The sequence below is a fragment of the Changpingibacter yushuensis genome, assembly GCF_014041995.1.
Lineage (GTDB): Bacteria > Actinomycetota > Actinomycetes > Actinomycetales > Actinomycetaceae > Changpingibacter > Changpingibacter yushuensis.
Window position 1 is genome coordinate 2,309,198 of the sequence record NZ_CP059492.1, and the last position, 19,666, is coordinate 2,328,863.

Annotated in this window: 15 protein-coding genes; 9 read left to right on the forward strand and 6 right to left on the reverse strand. The window is 55.9% G+C overall.

All coding sequences use genetic code 11. From position 1 onward, the window contains the following. The first annotated feature begins 6 nt into the window (after positions 1-6). The 4 genes from H2O17_RS10055 (at position 7) to H2O17_RS10070 (ending at position 4,877) form a co-directional block, all read left to right on the forward strand. Positions 7-1,620 carry a sugar ABC transporter ATP-binding protein gene (locus H2O17_RS10055; RefSeq protein WP_220456761.1) on the forward strand — a complete coding sequence of 538 codons (1,614 nt, stop codon included), beginning with the start codon at positions 7-9 and terminating at the stop codon, positions 1,618-1,620. Next, complete coding sequence (locus tag H2O17_RS10060) at positions 1,617-2,663, forward strand: ABC transporter permease (protein WP_182049547.1); 1,047 nt, start codon at positions 1,617-1,619, stop codon at positions 2,661-2,663. Before H2O17_RS10055 ends, H2O17_RS10060 begins: the two co-directional genes overlap by 4 nt. After that, entirely contained in the window at positions 2,660-3,805 is a 1,146-nt protein-coding gene (locus tag H2O17_RS10065; protein ID WP_182049548.1) for an ABC transporter permease, read from the forward strand. The genes H2O17_RS10060 and H2O17_RS10065 overlap by 4 nt, the downstream gene beginning before the upstream one ends. Before the next feature lie 148 nt (positions 3,806-3,953). Then, the gene (locus H2O17_RS10070) at positions 3,954-4,877 is read left to right on the forward strand and encodes a ribokinase (RefSeq protein ID WP_182049549.1); all 924 of its coding nucleotides are present in this window, start codon (positions 3,954-3,956) and stop codon (positions 4,875-4,877) included. Between the two features lie 123 nt (positions 4,878-5,000). Here H2O17_RS10070 and H2O17_RS10075 read toward each other — a convergent pair whose 3' ends face one another. From H2O17_RS10075 to H2O17_RS10095, 5 genes are all read right to left on the reverse strand, one after another. Further along, positions 5,001-6,056 carry a zinc-dependent alcohol dehydrogenase gene (locus H2O17_RS10075; protein ID WP_182049550.1) on the reverse strand — a complete coding sequence of 352 codons (1,056 nt, stop codon included), beginning with the start codon at positions 6,054-6,056 and terminating at the stop codon, positions 5,001-5,003. Positions 6,057-6,089: 33 nt separating this feature from the next. Next, complete coding sequence (locus H2O17_RS10080) at positions 6,090-7,493, reverse strand: MFS transporter (protein ID WP_182049551.1); 1,404 nt, start codon at positions 7,491-7,493, stop codon at positions 6,090-6,092. A 77-nt stretch (positions 7,494-7,570) separates the two neighbouring features. Continuing rightward, the gene (locus H2O17_RS10085) at positions 7,571-8,524 is read right to left on the reverse strand and encodes a transketolase family protein (protein ID WP_182049552.1); all 954 of its coding nucleotides are present in this window, start codon (positions 8,522-8,524) and stop codon (positions 7,571-7,573) included. Further along, entirely contained in the window at positions 8,524-9,393 is an 870-nt protein-coding gene (locus tag H2O17_RS10090; RefSeq protein ID WP_182049553.1) for a transketolase, read from the reverse strand. Before H2O17_RS10090 ends, H2O17_RS10085 begins: the two co-directional genes overlap by 1 nt. Before the next feature lie 28 nt (positions 9,394-9,421). Then, the gene (locus H2O17_RS10095; RefSeq protein ID WP_182049554.1) at positions 9,422-10,429 is read right to left on the reverse strand and encodes an alcohol dehydrogenase catalytic domain-containing protein; all 1,008 of its coding nucleotides are present in this window, start codon (positions 10,427-10,429) and stop codon (positions 9,422-9,424) included. 319 nt (positions 10,430-10,748) lie between these two features. On the opposite strand from H2O17_RS10095, the gene H2O17_RS10100 reads away from it, so the two are divergent. The 5 genes from H2O17_RS10100 to H2O17_RS10120 all read left to right on the forward strand — a co-directional run bounded on the left by H2O17_RS10100 (position 10,749) and on the right by H2O17_RS10120 (position 15,780). Then, positions 10,749-11,771, forward strand: coding sequence for a LacI family DNA-binding transcriptional regulator (locus tag H2O17_RS10100; RefSeq protein WP_182049555.1), 1,023 nt, complete (start codon positions 10,749-10,751; stop codon positions 11,769-11,771). A 192-nt stretch (positions 11,772-11,963) separates the two neighbouring features. Beyond that, positions 11,964-13,745: an immunoglobulin-like domain-containing protein gene (locus tag H2O17_RS10105; protein WP_182049556.1), complete on the forward strand. Its 1,782-nt coding sequence runs from the start codon at positions 11,964-11,966 to the stop codon at positions 13,743-13,745. Positions 13,746-13,832: 87 nt separating this feature from the next. Beyond that, complete coding sequence (locus H2O17_RS10110; protein ID WP_182049557.1) at positions 13,833-14,537, forward strand: hypothetical protein; 705 nt, start codon at positions 13,833-13,835, stop codon at positions 14,535-14,537. Between the two features lie 283 nt (positions 14,538-14,820). Beyond that, a complete protein-coding gene (locus H2O17_RS10115; RefSeq protein WP_182049558.1) occupies positions 14,821-15,405 on the forward strand; it encodes a hypothetical protein in 585 nt (194 codons plus the stop codon). A 45-nt stretch (positions 15,406-15,450) separates the two neighbouring features. Next, a complete protein-coding gene (locus H2O17_RS10120; protein WP_182049559.1) occupies positions 15,451-15,780 on the forward strand; it encodes a hypothetical protein in 330 nt (109 codons plus the stop codon). A 251-nt stretch (positions 15,781-16,031) separates the two neighbouring features. Here H2O17_RS10120 and H2O17_RS10125 read toward each other — a convergent pair whose 3' ends face one another. Further along, a complete protein-coding gene (locus tag H2O17_RS10125) occupies positions 16,032-19,619 on the reverse strand; it encodes a family 43 glycosylhydrolase (protein WP_182049560.1) in 3,588 nt (1,195 codons plus the stop codon). Positions 19,620-19,666 lie beyond the last annotated feature (47 nt).

Here is a 19,666-nt window from a genome sequence, read left to right on the forward strand (position 1 = left end):
GGATTCATGGTGCGGCAACGATGTGCGCGCCGTGGCACGCAAGATGAGCTAGTACAACGGCGTAGCTCACAGGAAAAGTACTGGTGGGAGAAGATGGCTCAAATGGAACCAATAGTCCAGATGGAGCATATCTCGGTCGAGTTCCCGGGTGTAAAGGCTTTGCAGGATGTCGATTTTCGGCTCTTTCCCGGCGAAGTTCACGCACTCATGGGCGAGAATGGCGCAGGCAAGTCGACCTTGATCAAAGCCTTGACTGGCGTAAACAAGCTGGCCAACGGCAGTATTTATGTATCGGGTGAGCAGGTGAAGTTCGGCGGTACCAGCGACGCTCAGAACGCAGGCGTGGCCACGGTTTACCAGGAAGTGAACCTGTGTGCAAACCTGACAATCGGCGAAAACGTGATGCTTGGCCATGAGGCTCGTGGCCCATTCGGCATCAACTGGAAGAAGACAAACGACGAGGCTAAGGATGCCCTCGCGCGCCTCGACCTCGATCTTGACCCGCGAGCTCCCCTTTCGAGCATCTCGATTGCGTTGCAGCAGTTGGTGGCAATTTCCCGCGCCATGGTAGTAGATGCAAAGGTCCTCATTCTTGACGAACCGACCTCCAGCCTCGATGAGAACGAGGTTAAGGGCCTGTTCACCGTCATCCGTCGCCTGCGCGATGAAGGCGTGGCAATCCTCTTCGTCTCCCACTTCTTGGATCAGATCTACGAGATCACAGATCGCCTAACGGTACTGCGAAATGGGCAGTTCGTCGGTGAATACATGACCGCAGAACTTGACCGCAAGAGCCTCATCAATAAGATGATCGGCAAGGACATGGAGGCCCTCTCAGACCTCGACGATGCCGCCGGTCGCAAGTACGCAAAAGACGAAGGCCAACCCGTCCTTCAGCTGAACGGACTTGGAAAGAACGGCACGATCAAGCCTATCAGTATTGACATGTACAAGGGCAATATCATTGGCTTCGCTGGACTTCTCGGTTCCGGGCGCACGGAGCTCGCCAAGCTTATCTATGGTGCCGACAAGGCCACAGATGGCGATATCAAGCTCAGCGGATCAGACATCAAGATTTCAAACCCTGCTGTAGCTCTCAAGAACAAGCTCGCATACTCCACAGAGAACCGCCGCGACGAAGGCATCGTCGGGGACTTGACTGTTCGCGAGAACATTATTCTGGCTCTTCAAGCCATTCGAGGCTGGACACATCCGATCCCCCGCAAGGAACAGGATGCTCTGTGCGCCGAATACATTGAGAAGCTGAACATCAAGCCAGCCGATCCCGAAAAGCTTGTCAAGAATCTCTCCGGTGGCAACCAGCAGAAAGTCCTTCTGGCTCGCTGGCTCGCAACGAATCCAGAGATCCTCATTCTTGACGAACCCACCCGCGGAATCGACGTGGGCGCCAAGGCAGAGATTCAGGAGATCGTTCTGGAGCTCGCCAAGGCCGGTATGACCATCATCTTCATTTCCTCCGAGATGGAGGAAGTTGTCCGACTCAGCGATCGCATCCTCGTCCTTAAGGACCGGGCCCCGCTCGCAGAACTTGTCAACGGCCCAGGCGTGACAGCCGATAGCATCGTTGACGTCATTGCCGCCGGAGGTGTGGCAGCATGAAGAACTTGCTGAAGAACCAACTGTTCTGGGCCGCTATGGTCCTCGTGGTGCTGATGATTATCAACATCACGGAGAACGGTACAGCCACCATTGGTTATTCTAATGGCCGCCTCACCGGCCCCATTATCGACCTCTTCATCTTCTCTCCACCGATCCTCATGATCTCGATCGGTATGACGCTCGTCATTGCCACGTCAGGTATCGATCTTTCGGTCGGATCGATCATGGCGGTGGCCGGCGCAGTTGCCATGCAGTACTTGCACGGTTCATCAAACCCGAACAGCCCGGCAACAATTGCTATCGCTTTCATCCTCGCTCTGGCAGTTGGACTGCTGTGTGGCGCCTTCTCCGGATTCCTCGTCTCTGTAGTCAAGCTTCAGCCCTTCATCACCACTTTGATCATGATGCTCGCTGGCCGCGGCATTGCGAACATGATCACCGGCGGCGGCAATACTGAAGGCGGAAGTTCAGGCTTCAATAAGATCGCTCAAGGCACTGTGCTCGGCTTCCCGTTGCGGTTCATCGTCGCAATCATCGTGCTTCTGCTGGTGGCCGCTCTGGTACGCAAGACCGCCCTCGGCATGTCCGTTGAAGCAGTCGGTATCAACGCCGACGCCGCCGAGATGGCCGGTGTTCGCTCCAACCGAATCCAGTTCATGGTCTATACCCTTTCCGGTCTCCTTGCGGCAGTTGCGGGTGTACTGACCGTCGCATACATCGGACGTGTGGAAGTCGCATCAACCGGCACTGGTGCAGGGATGGAAATGGACGCCATCTTGGCAGTGGTCATCGGAGGTACGTCGCTCGCTGGCGGCAAGTTCAACCTAGGTGGAACAGTGCTTGGCGCATTCGTCATCACGGCGCTGGATCAGACGGTCGTCTACTTGGGAATCTCCTCCGCAGCTGTACCCGCCTTCAAGGCAATCGTCATCATCGGCATCTGCCTCCTACAGTCGGATCGTATTCACGGGTGGTTCTCTTCGCCCTCCAGATCCCGAGTTGTTGAAAAGAAAGAAGAGACTCCAAAGGTGGTTGCAGCATGAGCTCGGTCAGTCTTGACAAGAAGAAGGCGCGCCCGAAGATTGCGCGGTCTACTTACACCACGATCGCAGCCGTTGCGCTGCTGGTCATTCTCCTCGTGGGTGGGCATCTCATCTACGGTAAGATCCTCGCTCCTAACACGATGTCCAGTCTGCTGAGGAACTACGCGTACCTCCTCATTCTGGCCGTCGGCCTCACGTTCACGATTCTCACTGGTGGAATCGACCTCTCCGTTGGTGCCATCGTCGCTTTCTCTTCGGTCGCCGGCGTCATGCTGGTTGGAGCAGGCTGGAACACCTACCTAGTCATGGTGCTCATGGTGCTCATGGGAACAGGCTTCGGTCTGATCTCCGGCGTCCTCGTCAGATATTTCAATGTCCAGCCATTTATTGCAACGCTGTCAACAATGTTCTTGGCACGTGGTCTAGCCTCAATGCTCTCAACCGAACCCGTACGCATTCCTGACGGTTCGCCAATGAAGAGCCTCTCCACTGAAGTCATCCTGTATGACGGCCCGAAGAACATGGACTTCAAGATCTCGCTCAACGTCATCATCGCGATCGTTGTGCTCATCATTGGATTCATCATTCTTCACCGCACCCGTTTTGGCCGCACTGTCTACGCGATTGGCGGCTCGGAGAACTCGGCATCGCTGATGGGCCTACCCACAGGCAGAGCAAAGCTCATGGTGTACGTCATTTCCGGCACACTCGCTGGCTTGGCCGGCTTGGTGTACGCATCGCGTATCGGTAATGCCTCAAACGTCGTGGGTACTGGTTGGGAACTCGATGCCATCGCTGCCACAGTGATCGGTGGAACGCTGCTCACGGGCGGCGCCGGTTACGTGCTTGGTTCGGCAGTCGGTGTGTTCGTGCTCGGAACGCTCAACCTCCTTATCAACCGCGATGGCAACGTGCCAGCGGCAGCAACCACAATCATCACGGGAGCTATCCTGCTGATCTTCGTGCTCCTGCAGCGCGCGATCACAGTCAGCGGCAACCGCGGTGGTCTATTCAAACGCAAGTCTCGGGATGTAGCGGCCGGGGGCACTCCTCCAGACGCCTCCTCCACAGCGTTACCACTATCCGAGTCGGAGTCCGCCGAATCCGGATCCGCCAAGGTGTCAGCCAGCCCAGCTGTTTGACATAGATAACCTAGTTTCTCCTGACTAGTTGAGATGGGTTGGGTCCAGAGTTGTCAAGCTCTGGACCCAACCCATTTCCTTTCTTGGCGTTTTACCTGCTCCCCGGCCTTATAGCATGGAGGTAGCAATCCTTACGACTGGAGTTGACATGGGAGAAGTCGCCGTACTTGGTTCTATCAATCACGACGTGATTGTCACCTGTGACCGAGCCCCCAGGGCCGGTGAGACCGTTCATGGATCCGCCGTTTCCTTCTATCCAGGAGGAAAGGGATCTAATCAGGCGATCGCTGCTGCCCGTTTTGGGGCCGACGTTTCCTTTTTTGGCCGCGTAGGCAAAGATTCCGCTGGCCTGAGTCTGCTTTCAAACCTGGACGACGACGGCGTCAATCGTCGCTACGTTCGAATCTCCGATTCATTGCCCACTGGCACGGCACTTATCACAGTGGATCGCGAGGGGAACAACTCGATCGTGGTGGTTTCCGGCGCCAACTCGAGTATGGGTAGCTCAGATGTTGCTGAACTCACGGATGCCGGTTGCGGACCCAACGATGTCCTGGTGTGCCAACTCGAGATTCCACGTGAAACAGTTGCTGAGGCATTGAATGCCGGCCACGAGCTCGGAATGACCACTATCCTCAACGCCGCGCCAGCAGACGATGTGCGTGACCTTCTCGCCGTCGTCGACGTATTCGTGGTGAATGAACGTGAGATTGTGCCCAACATCGGTGGCGAGTTCTCCAGTAGATCTGAGCTGACGGAGCGGATTGCCGAGCTTTCGGCGGCCTACCAGTGCTCCACGATCGTGACGCTGGGGGCGGAAGGGTGCGTGGCAGCACTGTACATCGATGGCGCGATCTCCACACTTGATCTCGAAGTTCCGGATGTCGAGGTAGTTGATGGCACGGGAGCTGGCGATACGTTTGTTGGCGTGCTCGCCGCGTGCATCGCTGCCGGCACTGATCCACGCGAATCGGTCAGCTTAGCTGGTATCGCTGGGTCCCTTTCCACTACGCGGAAGGGCGCACAGGATGCCATGCCCACACGTAGCCAGGTAGAAGCCTTTATGGCATAGGCGCGTGAAGCCGAACGCCTCATGATGTGCTGACCGCACAGCAAAGGTGGGAGCCACACAGAGTTACTGCGTGGCTCCCACCTTTGCTCGCGGGTCGAACTTTCAGATCACCCGGCTAGTTTGCTACTCCTCAAAAGAGTTGCATTTGATGATGACCTTCGGATACTGGCCGCTCAAGTGAACCTCGAAAGCCTCAGTCGCATCGTTGAGTGGAACAACCTTTTGAGTAAACGGCTCCAAGTCTAGTTCCGGCAGGAGCTGAAGCGCACGCGGGAATGAGTAAGGCGAAATGAACAACCCTGAGATCGTCAGCTCATGGAAGTAGCACCACTTGGCGATGTTCAAAGGCATCTCATATTCGTTCGGGTACATTGCACCGAAAATGAGTGTTCCGCCCTTTGCCGTCAAAGGTGGCAAAGTTGGCACGGCCTTCGTTGAACCGGAAGCATCGAGAACCTTTTCAAATCCAACTCCCCCGGTGATCTCCATAACTCGTTCTTCAACGTTCTCAGTGACAGGATCAATGACGTACCTGGCTCCCATGGCAAGCGCCAGCTCACGCCGTTCGGCGATCGGTTCGATCATGGTCAGCTTTGTTGCGCCGCCGCGGGCAAGTAGCTGCGTGGCAATCTGACCAATGGGCCCTCCGCCGCACACAAGTGCCGTATCGCCGATGCGCATGCTCAGTTTGTCGAGCGCGCGAACACCTACTGATACCGGTTCAAGCAAGCAACCCTTGAGGAGGCTCACATCGCTAGGGAGCTTATAGACCTGACCGTAGTGCCACACCACGTACTCCGCCATCGCAGGGCGTTGGTATTGGAAGGGGGCAGAACAGAACTGCTGGCGGCCGGCCCGGCACTCATCGCACGCGCCGCACAACCACAGGAAGTTACACGCAACGCGGTCGCCAACAGCGATTCCGGCAGCTTTCGCTTCTTCCCCAACTTCCTCAACCACACCTGACATCTCGTGACCGAGCAGCTGCGGAACGTCCCAGCTGAAGGCACCTTCGGCTAGGTGAGGGTCTGATCCACAAATGGCAGCATAGGCCACGCGAATCTTGACGTCAGTGACGCCCACCTGCTGCTCGGGAATATCAATCACTTCGATTCTTCCCCGCAAGGAAGGATCCTGGTGATTGAGCTTTCCCATCTTGGTTATTGCAACTGCTTTCATAATGACTCCTCGTGATTCCCTGACGTTAATTGGTCACATCTTTTCGACAACCTGGTCATCTCCCCTAGCCGAAATGTCTGCGACCATGTTCGCGTACGACTTCTTATCTAGGCGATAGAACCGAAGGCAGATTGCTCCCACTAGGCAGAGCGAGCCGATGAAGACGTGGCAGAAGAAGTTGATCCAGAACAAGGTCGTATCGTTTTGCTGCTCATTGGGTACGTATCCGATCCATCCCAGAACCCACCCCGCCCCAGCAGTAGAAATCGCGGTGCCAACCTTCATTGCAAAGGTAATAAACGCAGAGACGAAACCGGCGGCCAAGATCCTGTAGCGCCAGATCGTGTACTCAGTAGTGTCCGGCACCATCCCAAACAGGCTGGCCAGAATCATTCCCTGCCCAATTCCAAAGAGCACACTCATCGCGTAGTAGAGAACAACACCCGTGTCCGTCTGAATCGGAATAAAGAAGCACGCGATAGATGCCAACCCTGCCACCACGAAGCCGATCTGCGGGAGTGTGCTCTTATTGCGAACCTTGAACACCAGCCACGTGATGGAAATTGCGCCCACCATGCTGAGTGCGGACTGGATCGTGGTGTTATTGGCAAAGAGCAGCTCGTTATCAGCGTTGTACCGGAAGTAGTAGAGGCGCATGGATGTTGCACCCAAGAGGATTCCCCAGCAGAAGAACGCACCAGCCAAGGTCCATACCGGCCCGTTGCCCACCAACGTGCCAAACAGGTTGCGGTAAGAGACCTTCACATGTGGAATCTTGACTACCTCTTTGTTGGCGGCGAAGCACCAAATGTAGAACGGCAGTGCGAGCAACGAGAAGATGATCGCTGCGCGCTGGTAGCCTGCGGCAGCATCTCCTCCACCAACCCAATCAACAATTCGCAGCAGGAAGAACGCCAGAAGGGTTGCGGAAAGGAAGGCAGCAGTCATGCGATAGGACGACAAACTCGACCGAGCTTCGGTGTTCCGAGTAAGCACTGCCGGCATAGCACTGTATGGGATGTTAACGAGGGAGTACGCCACCACGAGGAGAACGTAGGTGACGCTCGCCCACGCGAATCGCCCACCTTCGCTCCAACTCAGGAAAGTGGAGAACGTCAGAATGTTCAGAATGAGCATAGGGATGCATGCGAAGAGGATGTAGGGGCGGTATCGGCCCCACCGAGTCTCAGTACGGTCGGCCAGATCACCAATGAACGGGTCAACCACGGCATCAAATAGCTTGGGAACCATGAGCATGAAACCCACGGCCGTCGCGTTGAGTAACGCAACGTCGGTCAGGAAGTACATGAGGTAGCCACTTACAAGGGCCCAACTCATGTTGTTTGCAAAATCTCCGGCAGCGTATCCGATCCGCTGCGGGATGGAAAACTGAACATCTTCGTTCTGTTTCGTATGTTCTTCGGTAATAGCAGTCACCATTGACTCCTTTTATCTATTCCAGTCTCTGTGGTGGCGGCCATGGCTAGATGGCCACCACCACAGAGAACATGCGCTTATCCGACTAAGTTGCGAACTGCGGCAACGGTCGCATCGAGTCCGAATCCATGCTTCTCTCGCAACTCATCGGGCTTGCCAAATCCGGCATAGACCTGAGGGACCCCGAGCCTGCGGAAACCATCCACGCTCACGCCGTGGTCCACGAGAGTATCGGCCGCGATACTTGCTAGGCCGCCATGCTTGAGGTGATCCTCAAGCACCAGAATCTTCTTCGTCTCAGTGGCAGCACGAAGGATTGCGGACTGATCCACAGGTTTGAGCGAGTACATGTCAATCACTCGAACAGAGACTCCCCCAGCCGCGAGGATTTCGGCTGCCTCAAGTGCCTGGCCCACCAGAACACCATAGGTGAGAATCGTTGCGTCATCTCCAGATCGCGCTTCAATCGATCCTCCGAAGGGATAGCTCTGCGAACCAGGTTCATAAAGGACCTGATCAGCCTTGCCTTGTGACACTCGAACGTAAAGCGGGCCACGCAGATCTATCGCTTGGCGCAGGACTTCCCCGATCATGGCAGGATCACTGATCGCAACAACTGTCATGTTGACGATCGACGTCATCAGCGCAACGTCCTCGATCATGTAGTGAGTTGCCCCGCCTTCCGAAACCATTCCCGCGTGGGTGGCGATGATGGTTACGGGAAGATTGGGATACCCCACATCTGTGCGGCATTGCTCAAAGGCTCGCATCGTCAGGAACATACCCATCCCCACGACGAACGGACGGGCCCCCTCATATGCGAGTCCTGCTGCCAGCGTGATGCAGTTCTGTTCCGCTATGCCGACGTCGACGAATCTATCGGGATGATGGGCCTTGAACTCATTGAGGGACTGACCAATGTCAGGAGTCAGCGCCCACACGTTGTCATATTGGGAACCAAGCTCATCAAGCGTGTCACCCATGACTGAGCGAGCGGACAACATGTCCTTGAAATTGAACGTTACTGGCATTACTTCACCGCTGCCTTTCGTGATTCCTTCAGTGACGCGAGCGCGCGCTCGAGGTCCTGTGCGTTGACTGAACCCGCGTGCCAACCAATTTCAGCTTCCATGAAATCGACGCCCTTGCCCTTAACGGTGCGGCAGATGATCGCCGTCGGGACGTTTGAATCGACACTCGGAAGGTTGTCCATAGCCGTGACAAGCTCAGCCATGTTGTGGCCATCAACCTCGACCACATTCCAGCCAAATGCGCGCCACTTGTCCGCGTACGGCTCAAGGATGATGCGCTCTTCTGACATCGATGTCATGAACTGGCGATTACGATCGACGAGCACAACGAGGTTTCCGAGCCTCTGGCTCACGCCAGCTATTGCCGCTTCCCAGATACTGCCCTCAATTGACTCACCGTCGCCGACGAGTGTGAATACACGATGGCTCCTCCCCTGCTGGCGCGCCCACGTGGCCATGCCCACCGCGAGTCCCAGACCGTGTCCAAGTGAGCCCGTGGAGCATTCAACACCTGGAAGTTGCACCTTGCACGGGTGCATTCCGAATGCGCTGTCGAGTTGGCCGTACGTGCGAACGATTTCCTCGTAATCGAAGAAGCCTCTAATTGCCATTGCAATGTACATGCACACAGCTGCATGACCCTTGCTCAGAACAAACCTGTCCCGCTCTGGCATTGAGATATCGTCCGGATCCAAGTTCATCGCATACTCGTAGAGCACCGTGAATATGTCGGCAGCTGAAAGGTCTCCGCCAATGTGAACGGCGCCTTCGTAGGTGCCGCACAGTTGGATGAGCTTTTCGCGCAGCTCAAAGGCCTGTTCCTCAAGCTCTTGCGTTCGCACGGCTATATCTTGCGTTGTTGTTGTCATCGTGTTGTCCTCCTTGACTCTCGATGGGTTACTTTGTGCAGTCCAAGATGATCTTTGGGTACTGGCCCGAATGGAACATCTCCACAGCTTGTAGCGCCTTGGTCAACGGCACCGTGGGCCCCAGAAGTCGATCGAAATCGAGTCTGGGAAGCAGGTCTATTGCGCGCGGGAAGAGTGATGGGCTTGTGAAGACAGTGAGGATTGAGCCTTCCCGGCTGTAAAGATCGTAGAGATTGAGCGGCATCGCGTACGTCGGCGGAAAAACGGCAAAGTACACGGTCCTGCCACACTTGCCTGTAATGGCCAACGCCGGTTCCGCAGCCTTTGGATTACCTGAGGCTTCAAAGACGACGTCGAAGCCCTTGCCACCCGTAATGCGCGTTGCCTCAGTTTCCACGTCCTGCGTGAAGGGATCGATGGTGTGAGTTGCGCCCATCGCTAGGGCTGCTTCGCGTTTGGCCTGCACTGGCTCGATGACTGTAACCTTCGCTCCACCGGAGAGAAGGATAAGGTTCAGCAGAATGGCCCCGATTCCTCCAGTCCCGGAAATGGCTACAGTCTGGCCTGGCTGAATCGGAGCTAGGTCAAGTGCCCGGACAGCACATACCGTTGGTTCCACGATGGTGAAGTGGCGAAGGTCTGCGTCTGCTGGCAGACGATAGACGCTACTTGCACTGGTGACGTAGTACTCGCTGAAACCTCCAAAGGGTGCCGCATTGACGCAGTATTGCTGCTGCCCCTCTTGACAGCGCGTGCATTGCCCACACACGGAGACAGGAAAAGCCGTGACCTTGTCGCCAAGTGACAAACCGCTCTTCTCAGTACCTTCACCCAATCCCACGACGGTTCCCGCCGTTTCGTGGCCAAGTGCCATGGGCGGCTTTGCGCCAAGCACACCCTGCGTCACTTGATGCACGTCAGTAGCGCACAGCGAAGCATAGGCAACTTTCACCTTCACCTCGCCGTATCCCGGATTAGGGATATCGACGTCCAAGACTTCCATAGTCTGTGGAGCCGAAAAATAGAATGATTTCATCTGTGGCGTTGTCATTGTCCTACTCAGACCTCCTTGCTCTGTCTTCTCCAATGAAGACCCGATCAACATCGTCGTTGGTCGTTTGCCTCTGGCCTGCGTCGCAACATTTTCGGAAGCGAAGCCGCTAAGGCCCGAGGATGTTAGGACCAAAGGCTTTGGCTGTCAAGCTGTTTCTTGGGAGCTCCACAGACCACTTCTTCGCGTGAGGCTGGAATCCTTGATTCTCCAGCGCAGCTCCCCGATGAGTTCGGCAGATTTCGGACTATTTGCGACCGTATCGTGTTACGTTTCCTTCGAAACCTTTTCGATGAGGAGAAGTGTGAAGGTAACCTTGAGAGATGTGGCCCGCCAGGCGGGAGTCTCAAACGCAACAGCATCAAAGGCGCTCAACAGCCGCGGCGACGTGGCTGAAGACACCCGCGACAGGGTTCTCAGAGCTGCCCGCACACTGGGGTACGGCACGAGAATCGCATCAAACTCAATTCTCGAGCGCTCGGTCATCAACGTTCTCATTGATGCAATGGACCCTTACTATGGCGTGGAAGTCCTTCGTGGACTGATAGCTGAAGGTCAGAAGCAAGGTGTGGACGTTATTCCACACATCGAAACTGCCGAAACCAGCGTTTCCTCGATGGACGAATGGGAACGCCTGCATCTGACCAGCCGCACTATTGGGATTGTCATCGTGGTATTGCGGTCAGGTAGCCCAATCCATGAAGTTGCGCGGCGCCGTGGCCTGCCTGTCATCGTGATCGACCCTTACTCCATGGAGAAACAAGGTGATATCAGCATCAGCTCCACGAACTGGCAGGGAGGCCGCGATGCTACCACTATGCTCATCGAACTTGGACACCGGCGAATTGGCGTGATTGCTGGACCTTCACACTTCGTACCTGGCGTGGAAAGGCTGTATGGCTATCGCACGGCCCTTGACGACCATGCCATCTCATGGGACCAATCATTGGTGGTTGAGGGCTCCTACACGTTTGGGTCGGGATTTGACGCTGCCGAGAAGTTGCTGGATCTCGCCTCCCCACCCACAGCCATCTTCGCGCTCAGCGACCGCATGGCGCTCGGCGCCATCCGGGCACTGGAGACGCGGGGGAAGAAGGTCCCTCGCGACATTTCAATTGTCGGTTTCGATAACTCGCCCGGTTCCGAACTGGTCACTCCCGCTCTCACAACGGTCGGCCAACCTTTGGCATCGATGGGCCGGGTCGCAGTATCAACTATCCAGAGTCTGCGCGAAGGTACACGGCTCCACACTCACACATTCCAGCTGGCGACCACCCTCATTGAGCGGGCGTCATGCGCTCCCCCGCGGTACGCCGAGGCAATGTGATCAGGGCCATATCGTCATATGATGTGTGCAAGACTCTAAGAAACATCCGGTAGTTTCCGCCCAATCCTTCGATGGTCGGAACTGAGAAGGCTCGTTGTTCAGCTCGGCTTTCGGTACAGTTCCGACCACCGTCACCCTCCACCCCCAGCTAGACGTGTCCACCCCTAAAGCGCATCTGGAGCTGACTCACACATGTCCTTGCCTCTAGCATTATCTGCTGCGCTCCGGCGTGGCATCGTCGTATCGCTGCTCGCCAGCAGCTTCGCTGCCACCAGCGTTGTGGCAGCGGAAGCCGAGCCTGTGACGGATTCTCTCATCGGCGCCTCGAATACCGTGTGGCGTTATTCGGACAACTACACAGATCTAGTCCAGACGATCGGCTCGGACGAATCCAGCAGGAACTTCACGTGGTACACCAAGGTGGACACCGAGCAGGTACTCCAATACGCGCCAGCTATCTCTGGCATATCGTTCCCGGCTGGGCAGACCACCACTGTGGCGGCCACCGGTGAGGAGACCACAAGTGGCGAATACAACCGCCGCGCCACAGTTGAGAATCTCGCAGAGAACTCAACCTACGTGTATCGAGTGGGATCAGAGGAAGGCGGCTGGTCCGATATCCACAGGATCACTACGCGAAGCTTCACGGGAGACTATAGCTTCCTGTTCTTCGGTGATCCTCAGGTGGGAGCTTCCGGCAACCTGACCTCCGATGAGGCCGGTTGGAATGACACGATTGACGTGGCGTTGGAGACCTACCCTGACTCCGAACTCATCTTCTCATCAGGCGATCAGGTGAACACAGCCTCGAATGAAGCCGAATACGCCACCTACCTCTCTCCTTCAGCGATGGCCAACCTTCCTTCGGTTCCGGTCACCGGAAACCACGACGTAGGTTCGAAAGCTTTTGAGCAGCACTACACCGTGCCAAATCTTGACCCCGAAGCAGGAAAGATGAGTTCTTCGACCGCTTCCGGTGGGGATTACTGGTTCGAGTACAAAGATGTTCTTTACGTAGTGCTTAACTCAAACAGCAGTGATTACGCCTCGCACATCGACTTCATGACCAACGTTGTGAAAGAACACGGCGCGGATGCCACATGGAAAGTACTCGCCTTCCACCACTCGATCTACTCCGTCGCTTCCCATGTGTCCAGTGATCAGGTCAAGGATTTGCGCGCTACCCTTCCAGAAACCATCTCCGATCTGGGATTCGATCTTGTGCTTCAAGGGCATGACCACAGTTACACGCGTACCTACCTCATCAAGGATGGCAAGCTCGCTGACGCCTCCGAAGTTCCAGGCCAGAGCGAAGTTACCGCGGGGAAGGGTGAGGTCCTCTACATCACCGCTAACTCCGCATCTGGTTCGAAGTACTACGAGGTCAAAGATCCATCTGCTTGGTATGGCTCAGTCATCAACCAAGAGAAGGTTCGCAACTACACCAGTATCGAAGTAACCGATACATCCATCACCATCCGGACACTCCGCTCTCAGGCGTTCGGCGACAAGAAGCCCGTGAACAGCGTGGTGGACAAGGTGACCCTCAAACGTGAGGATGTCACGGCTCCAACACTAACCGTTCCGGAAAACTCCGTCATTACTGAGGGCGATTCATTCGACCCGATGTTAGGTATTTCGGCCAACGACGACGTCGACGGCGACCTCGCAGGTTCAGTCACGATCCGCGGATCGGTTGATACGACGACGCCGGACGAGTACACCTTGACCTACCGCGTCCACGACTCAGCCGGGAACACCGCTGAGGCGGTCCGGGCAGTCGCAGTCCACGCACGCGCCGCGTCAACCACGCAACCCACCATGCCGGCCACGGATGCCTCAAAGGTGACAGCCGACGGAAAGCTCTCCGATACCGGAGATTCCGCAACCGCAATGTTCGTGGCTGCAAGTGTGCTGCTCCTGCTGGGCGGTTCGGTGCTGATTGGCTTTAGGCATGGCCGTAAGGATGCTTAGGCCCACGATTTAGCGCCATCGCGCAGCATTGCCGTTACGATGCCCCCGGCACCACTGCCGAGGCACCGTACCGAGAAGGGATACTCCATGCGTCGCATACTCGCCGTGGCAGGCAGCCTTTTTCTGGTCCTGTTGTTGGGGGCATGCTCAGCCGAGCCAGAATCTGCCGGGTCCAACTCGCCCGGGCAGCATTCTATTCAGTCGAACTCGACCGATGGCTCAGCGAACCGTAGTCCTGCCAGCATCACAGAACCACAGAACTCCGCTGACAACTCCGAATCGGCGGCTACCTCCACACCCCAGGCAGCGCAATACTCTCCCGGTTCAGTAATAACGTCCGACCTGCCGAGCGATGCGAACGTGAGTGGGTGGAGTATCGGCGTCGTCGCTCAGAATGGATCCGAGGCGGACGCTGTGGTTCAGGCGCTTCAGACCTTTGCGCGTTCTCACAACAGCACTGTGACCATAATGGATGCGCAGTCATCTATCGATGATACTGAGTCAGGGATCTTCAACGTCATCGTGGGAGTGGGTCCGGAAGTGGCGGGAGAGTTCGATTTGGCCTCAGCGGCCAGGTTGGATCAGGACTACCTTATGCTCGGCACGCAACTGGCTGAGCCAACCAACAATGTAACGGCAGTTGTATGGCCCGGCGCCCAAGACCGCGTAGTATTCGCCGATCAGCTTCCCACCTTCACAAACGCTGCCCGCTACGCAGAACAAGCTGTGGAAACCGGAATGGCAGCCGTATCGACAGGAGCAACCGGCTTCGTGTACTCGCTTGAGGGGTAAGCAAAAGCCAAGCATGGGTACAATCGCACGAAACTGACACTCCACGTATCCTGCTCACCCACGCGCGAAACCGAAGGCGGGGCGGGAAATGACGACGTATCCATCAGTTCTTAAGAGATTCCACTTCTCCCACTATCGCATTATGGCTGATCATCAAGCCCATTCTTCTGGGAGGCTCGCGCTACGAGGCCGTCAGGAACACGTATTTGAGATGTTACGATCGAATCAGAGTGCAGTTCAAGGACGATACCTCGTATCCACTATGAGTTCTGGAGGTTCCGCCATGAAAGTTGGAAGAAAGATAGCAATAGGCGCTGCGTCCTTATTCTTGACAGCAGCTCTCAGTGGCGGGCCGGCGTTCGCCTCCGACAATGAGACGTCCGACGTCGCTTCCGGTAGCGGATCCGTTGGTGTTATCTATGGCGGCACAACCCAGTCAATAGATCCAACTCGATTTGACTATGTTCCCGCCGCGGGCAGCCCACAGGCAGGAATGATTCAACCCCTCAATGCATCGGGAACTCAGTCTATTGGCCGATTTACCATCTCGGTTGGTGGAGTCCCAATTGGTATTCCTCGTATCCTGCTCACCCATGAGATCAATGGATCAGGGCTCCGAGTGACCAGCGAAAAGGTCTACTTTGCGTCAACAAGCACCTCAGTGTGTAACTATCAGGTTGTCTATCAGAACCGCAGCGGCTCGAAGATCTACAGTTCAAGCTACTCAAGCACATACAAAGGTTGTAGCTCGGCCAAGTTGATGTACAACTCTGCCGCTCCCTTTACAGCACGAGCAGGGGTACAGTGTGCTCGGCTCTTCTCAAACGGTGTCTATCTTGGTGAACAGTGCCATAGCATTCACCAATAACACGAGATAGTGAGTTGATCGAACATGTTGAGGAAACAGGCGAACTTGGCAGATATCATTAGCCGAACGATGGCTGCAATTGAGAGGATTACGCTAGTCGTCTTTCTTGGAATGTTGATTGGCTCAATAAACTCCCTCTCCAACGCCAACAGTTTTCTCAGCAGTCTCCCACCAAGCGAAGAGACATCGGCATTCATTCTGAACTATACGAACCGTTCAACAACACTCCTTGTGACTGCCATCGGTGCTTTCGTCGTGCTTCTGGTGGCTCACTATGTGAAAGAGCAGATCACAACAATCTGCGAAGACGATCAGTACCGTAGCTCTGCCTTAGGCAGAGACGGGTTGAGCGAGCCAGTATCGCATAACAAGTAGCACTTGACTGATCATCTATAACCGCTGCTTGCTCGAAGGCGCGCATATGAGAATGTCATAGGCGCATTCCTTAGGTTCCTGAAGTACACTCCGGCGAACTCAGGAGTGACGCTTGGTGTAGAGGCCCAACACGCTGTGAGGGGATGCTCGGGACGGATTGTCCCGAGCATCCCCTCACTTATTGGTTGCCACGGCGCATCACACTAGGCGTATCAGCTACGTAGAACCTGTGTTACTGGCATACATGGGAGTTACTTGCGGTAGGCGGCTAACGTGTCACTACCAGAACCAAACCAGTCACCAGCAACAAGCTGATCAGAAGAACGCCCAAACACAAAGCCTGGACGAGACCCACCAGCCAACCGATCATTCACAAACACACGCGTCCCACGAACAACCGAAACCGAATCAGCCCCATCACCATCAAAATCACCCACAACCGCACGATCCGACACCCGACCAAACGTAAACACCACATCAGCAGACCCACCACAAGCAACCTGCTTCACCAAGAACCGCGACCCACGCTGCACACCCAGGCCTGCAACACCATCACCATCCCAATCACCGGCAAGCGGAGTATCAGACGCCTTGCCGTAGGCCACACTCAGATCAGCAGACCCACCACGCACACGACCATCCACGCTGAAGCGCACATAGAACCTGTTCGACGAGGCAGCCTTGACCGCCACATCATCAGACCCATCCCCATTAAAGTCACCCACAACAGGGATGCTGCCCGCCGGACCATACACAATCGAATAACTGGACGCACCCGACCGGTTCGCATCCAAGAACGTATACGTGCGACCAGTACGAAGAACCAGAGTATCTACCCCATCCCCATCAAAATCACCCGACAACACCTCATCAGCAGAGGCAATCTTCGCGGCAAACTCCGTCACAGTCCGAACCAACGAATCCTGGAAAAACACATTCACACCCACAGAACCATCCACCACAGGAACCACACCAGACGGCCCAGCAGTCGGTTCCGTCGTCGGCTCAATTGTTGGTTCCGTCGTCGGCGTCGGCTCAATTGTTGGTTCCGTCGTCGGCGTCGGCTCAGGCTCACCCGACAACACGTGCCATTCCCAAATTCCCGGAGATCCTCCGGCCTCCTGAGAACCCCATGACTGCATCACCATGCGCAGCGCGGTGGTCTTCACTGCCTCAAATTCAACAGTGTTGAACTCATCCCGAACTCGGCCGTAGTCGCCCGAAGTGAGTTTCACATCCTTCCAATCATTACCGTCGAGGTACTGCAACACCCACGATTTGGGAGGAATCATTCCCGCATTGTCAGAGTCTTGGGAATCGGCAAACCACCAGATCCCCACAGTTCCCACCGAGACCTCGAAGTCCCACGTGAGCTGAGCAGTTATCTCACCGACCTTCGGCCACGTACCCCATTCAGCTCCTCGGCCGGAGTCGCTAAGTACCAACGGCTCAAGCGTGCCGTCATTGAGTCCGGTCACGCTGTTCCACCCAGCCGTGTAGGAAGCCGAGGCAGTCGCAAGCGGCGCGATGTTTCCACTGAGCTCGGCGGTTGGGTCTAGAGGTACCGCCACGCTACCTGTTGCTGCATTCCCGGCTTTGTCCGTGACGCTGAAGTAGAGCGTGTTGGGTAGCCCGTCCGGTGGCAAGATTGGTTCGTTCAATGAACCGGATACCCATGCACCCGCGCCAAACCTGTACCTGAAACTGCTGATCCCGGATAATGCATCAGTTGCCTCAACGATTACTGACCGATCCTGCAGGTCAGTTGTAACCACGGGAGCTGTTGAGTCGATCTTGAACGTACGAGTCACCATCTCACTCTCGTTGCCTGCCTTGTCTGCGGCTTTTCCTGAGACGGTGTGTTCACCCTCTGTGTCGACGGCGATCTCCACCTTTCGCACGTTGCTCTCAGTAGTCCACGCACCCTCGTCCAGCTTCGCGGAGATAGTAAGGCCGTAATCGGCGTCGTCGTCGCCGCGGACTTGCGCCGTCACGCTAGAGGAATACCAATCATCTGCGCCGTGCGAACCCACCAGAGCGATGTTTGCCACGGGTGCACTAGTATCTTCGCTAGGTTCTGTGGAGCCGTTCGTAGAGACAACCACCGGAAGATGTACATACTCGGAGGCATATCCAAGCACACGACCTTCTACGGTAAACTCGCCGGCCTGGGCATAGCTGGCGGGATCGACGCTCCGCCAATTAACCGGTGCCCACACGGAACCAGAGGCAGACGTCAGCCGTACTGCAGCTGGTAGCGCTGGCGCCACACCTATGGACGTTGACACTTGGGTAAGTGCAGGAACCGCATCGTCTACTGCATATACTTCCCATTCAGATATAGAAACAGAATGGTAGTAAGCTCCCTCTGCCCTTCCCTCAAGGGTCATCCGCAGGGCACTTGCAACCACAGGTTCTGCTAGGTCCACATGTAACCATGTGTTGGTGTTAGTGGGCGTCGTCTTTGTGGCGACGTCGTGCCAGTTTCCATCAGTCCCCAGGTATTGGAGGCCCCATGACTCCGGCGGCCTAATCCAGTTCGAATCCTGATGGAACATCAGTCCCATGGAGTCGATAGCTACCGGTTCATCCCACTCATACATGACCCAGTCACGTGCCACCGTGTTGGTTGTACCGCGGTAATTGCCCCACTGATCCGGCGGAAGCAACGCGGCAGGCGCCCGCCCGTCATTCAGGGCAGCCAACCGCATCGGAGGTTGTTCCGTGAATGAGGCCGAAACCGATGCTTCCGGCGCCACATTGTTCGTCAGCCGCCACGCCGGGTCGTCAGCCCGGGTCGGGGTCACAGGCAGAATCTTGGATCCGTCCCACTCCACCTTGTCAATCGCAACCGATCTGCGGAAATGCCCACCACCTTCGGCATCTTTCGTTTGATAGCTGACGTACCATTCGCCGTCAAACTCAACAAGAGCAGGGTGCATCGTAGTGGCCGACGTTCCGCCAACAATTACTCCCTGATACTGCCACGGCCCCTTTGGTGAACTCGAAGTCGCATAAGCGATACACGCTTGGTAATTCGATGGAGTGCAGTCGGATCCACCACTCTTCCAGTCATAGAGAAGGTAGTAGAGGCCATCCTTCTTCGTCACCCATGGTGCCTCAAAGAAGTTCGTCAGCCCTGTCATCTGCTGGATATCGCCCTTTAACGTCACCATGTCCTGCTCGAGTTCCACCACTCGTGCTGTGTACCACGAGCCCCAATACAGATATACCGTGCCGTCGTCGTCGATCATCACGTGAGGATCGATGACTTCTTGGCCACTCGTAGACGTACCGAACACATCTCTCCACGTCACAAGAGGTTCCCCGATGGCGTCGCTCCACGGACCCACAGGATTATCAGAGACTGCAACGCCAATAGACATACGGTTTGGCAATGAGGCATCTTTGTTCTCGATCGGAACGTACCAGTAGTAGCGCCCGTCGATCCCCTTGACGGTTTGGCCAGCATAAGCGGCATTGCCGGTAGCCCAATCAAATACTTCGCCGGGATTGAGGTTGCCTTCCCAGACCTCCCATTTGCCTCCCGCGACGGCGTCGGTGGCAAGAACGGCATATTCGGACATATCGAAACCGCCGTAGGTTGGGCTGGCTCCATCTTGACCGGCATACACGTAGAGCTTTCCATCATCCGCCAGCATCGCCGCATCAGCTGTATACAGCGAACCATCGCGGATAATCGGGTTTCCATCGGACGTGATCGTGCGGGTGGGAGCCGGTGGCTCATCGGCACTGGCCGCGAGCGCACCTCCCATAGGAATCAAGCCCGCCACCGCACACGCCATTGCGGTCAGTGCCGCAAGGCTTCTTCTTTTCATTGTGTTCTCTCAGTTCTCCTAGATGCAGTTTGGGGGCACGACGGCGA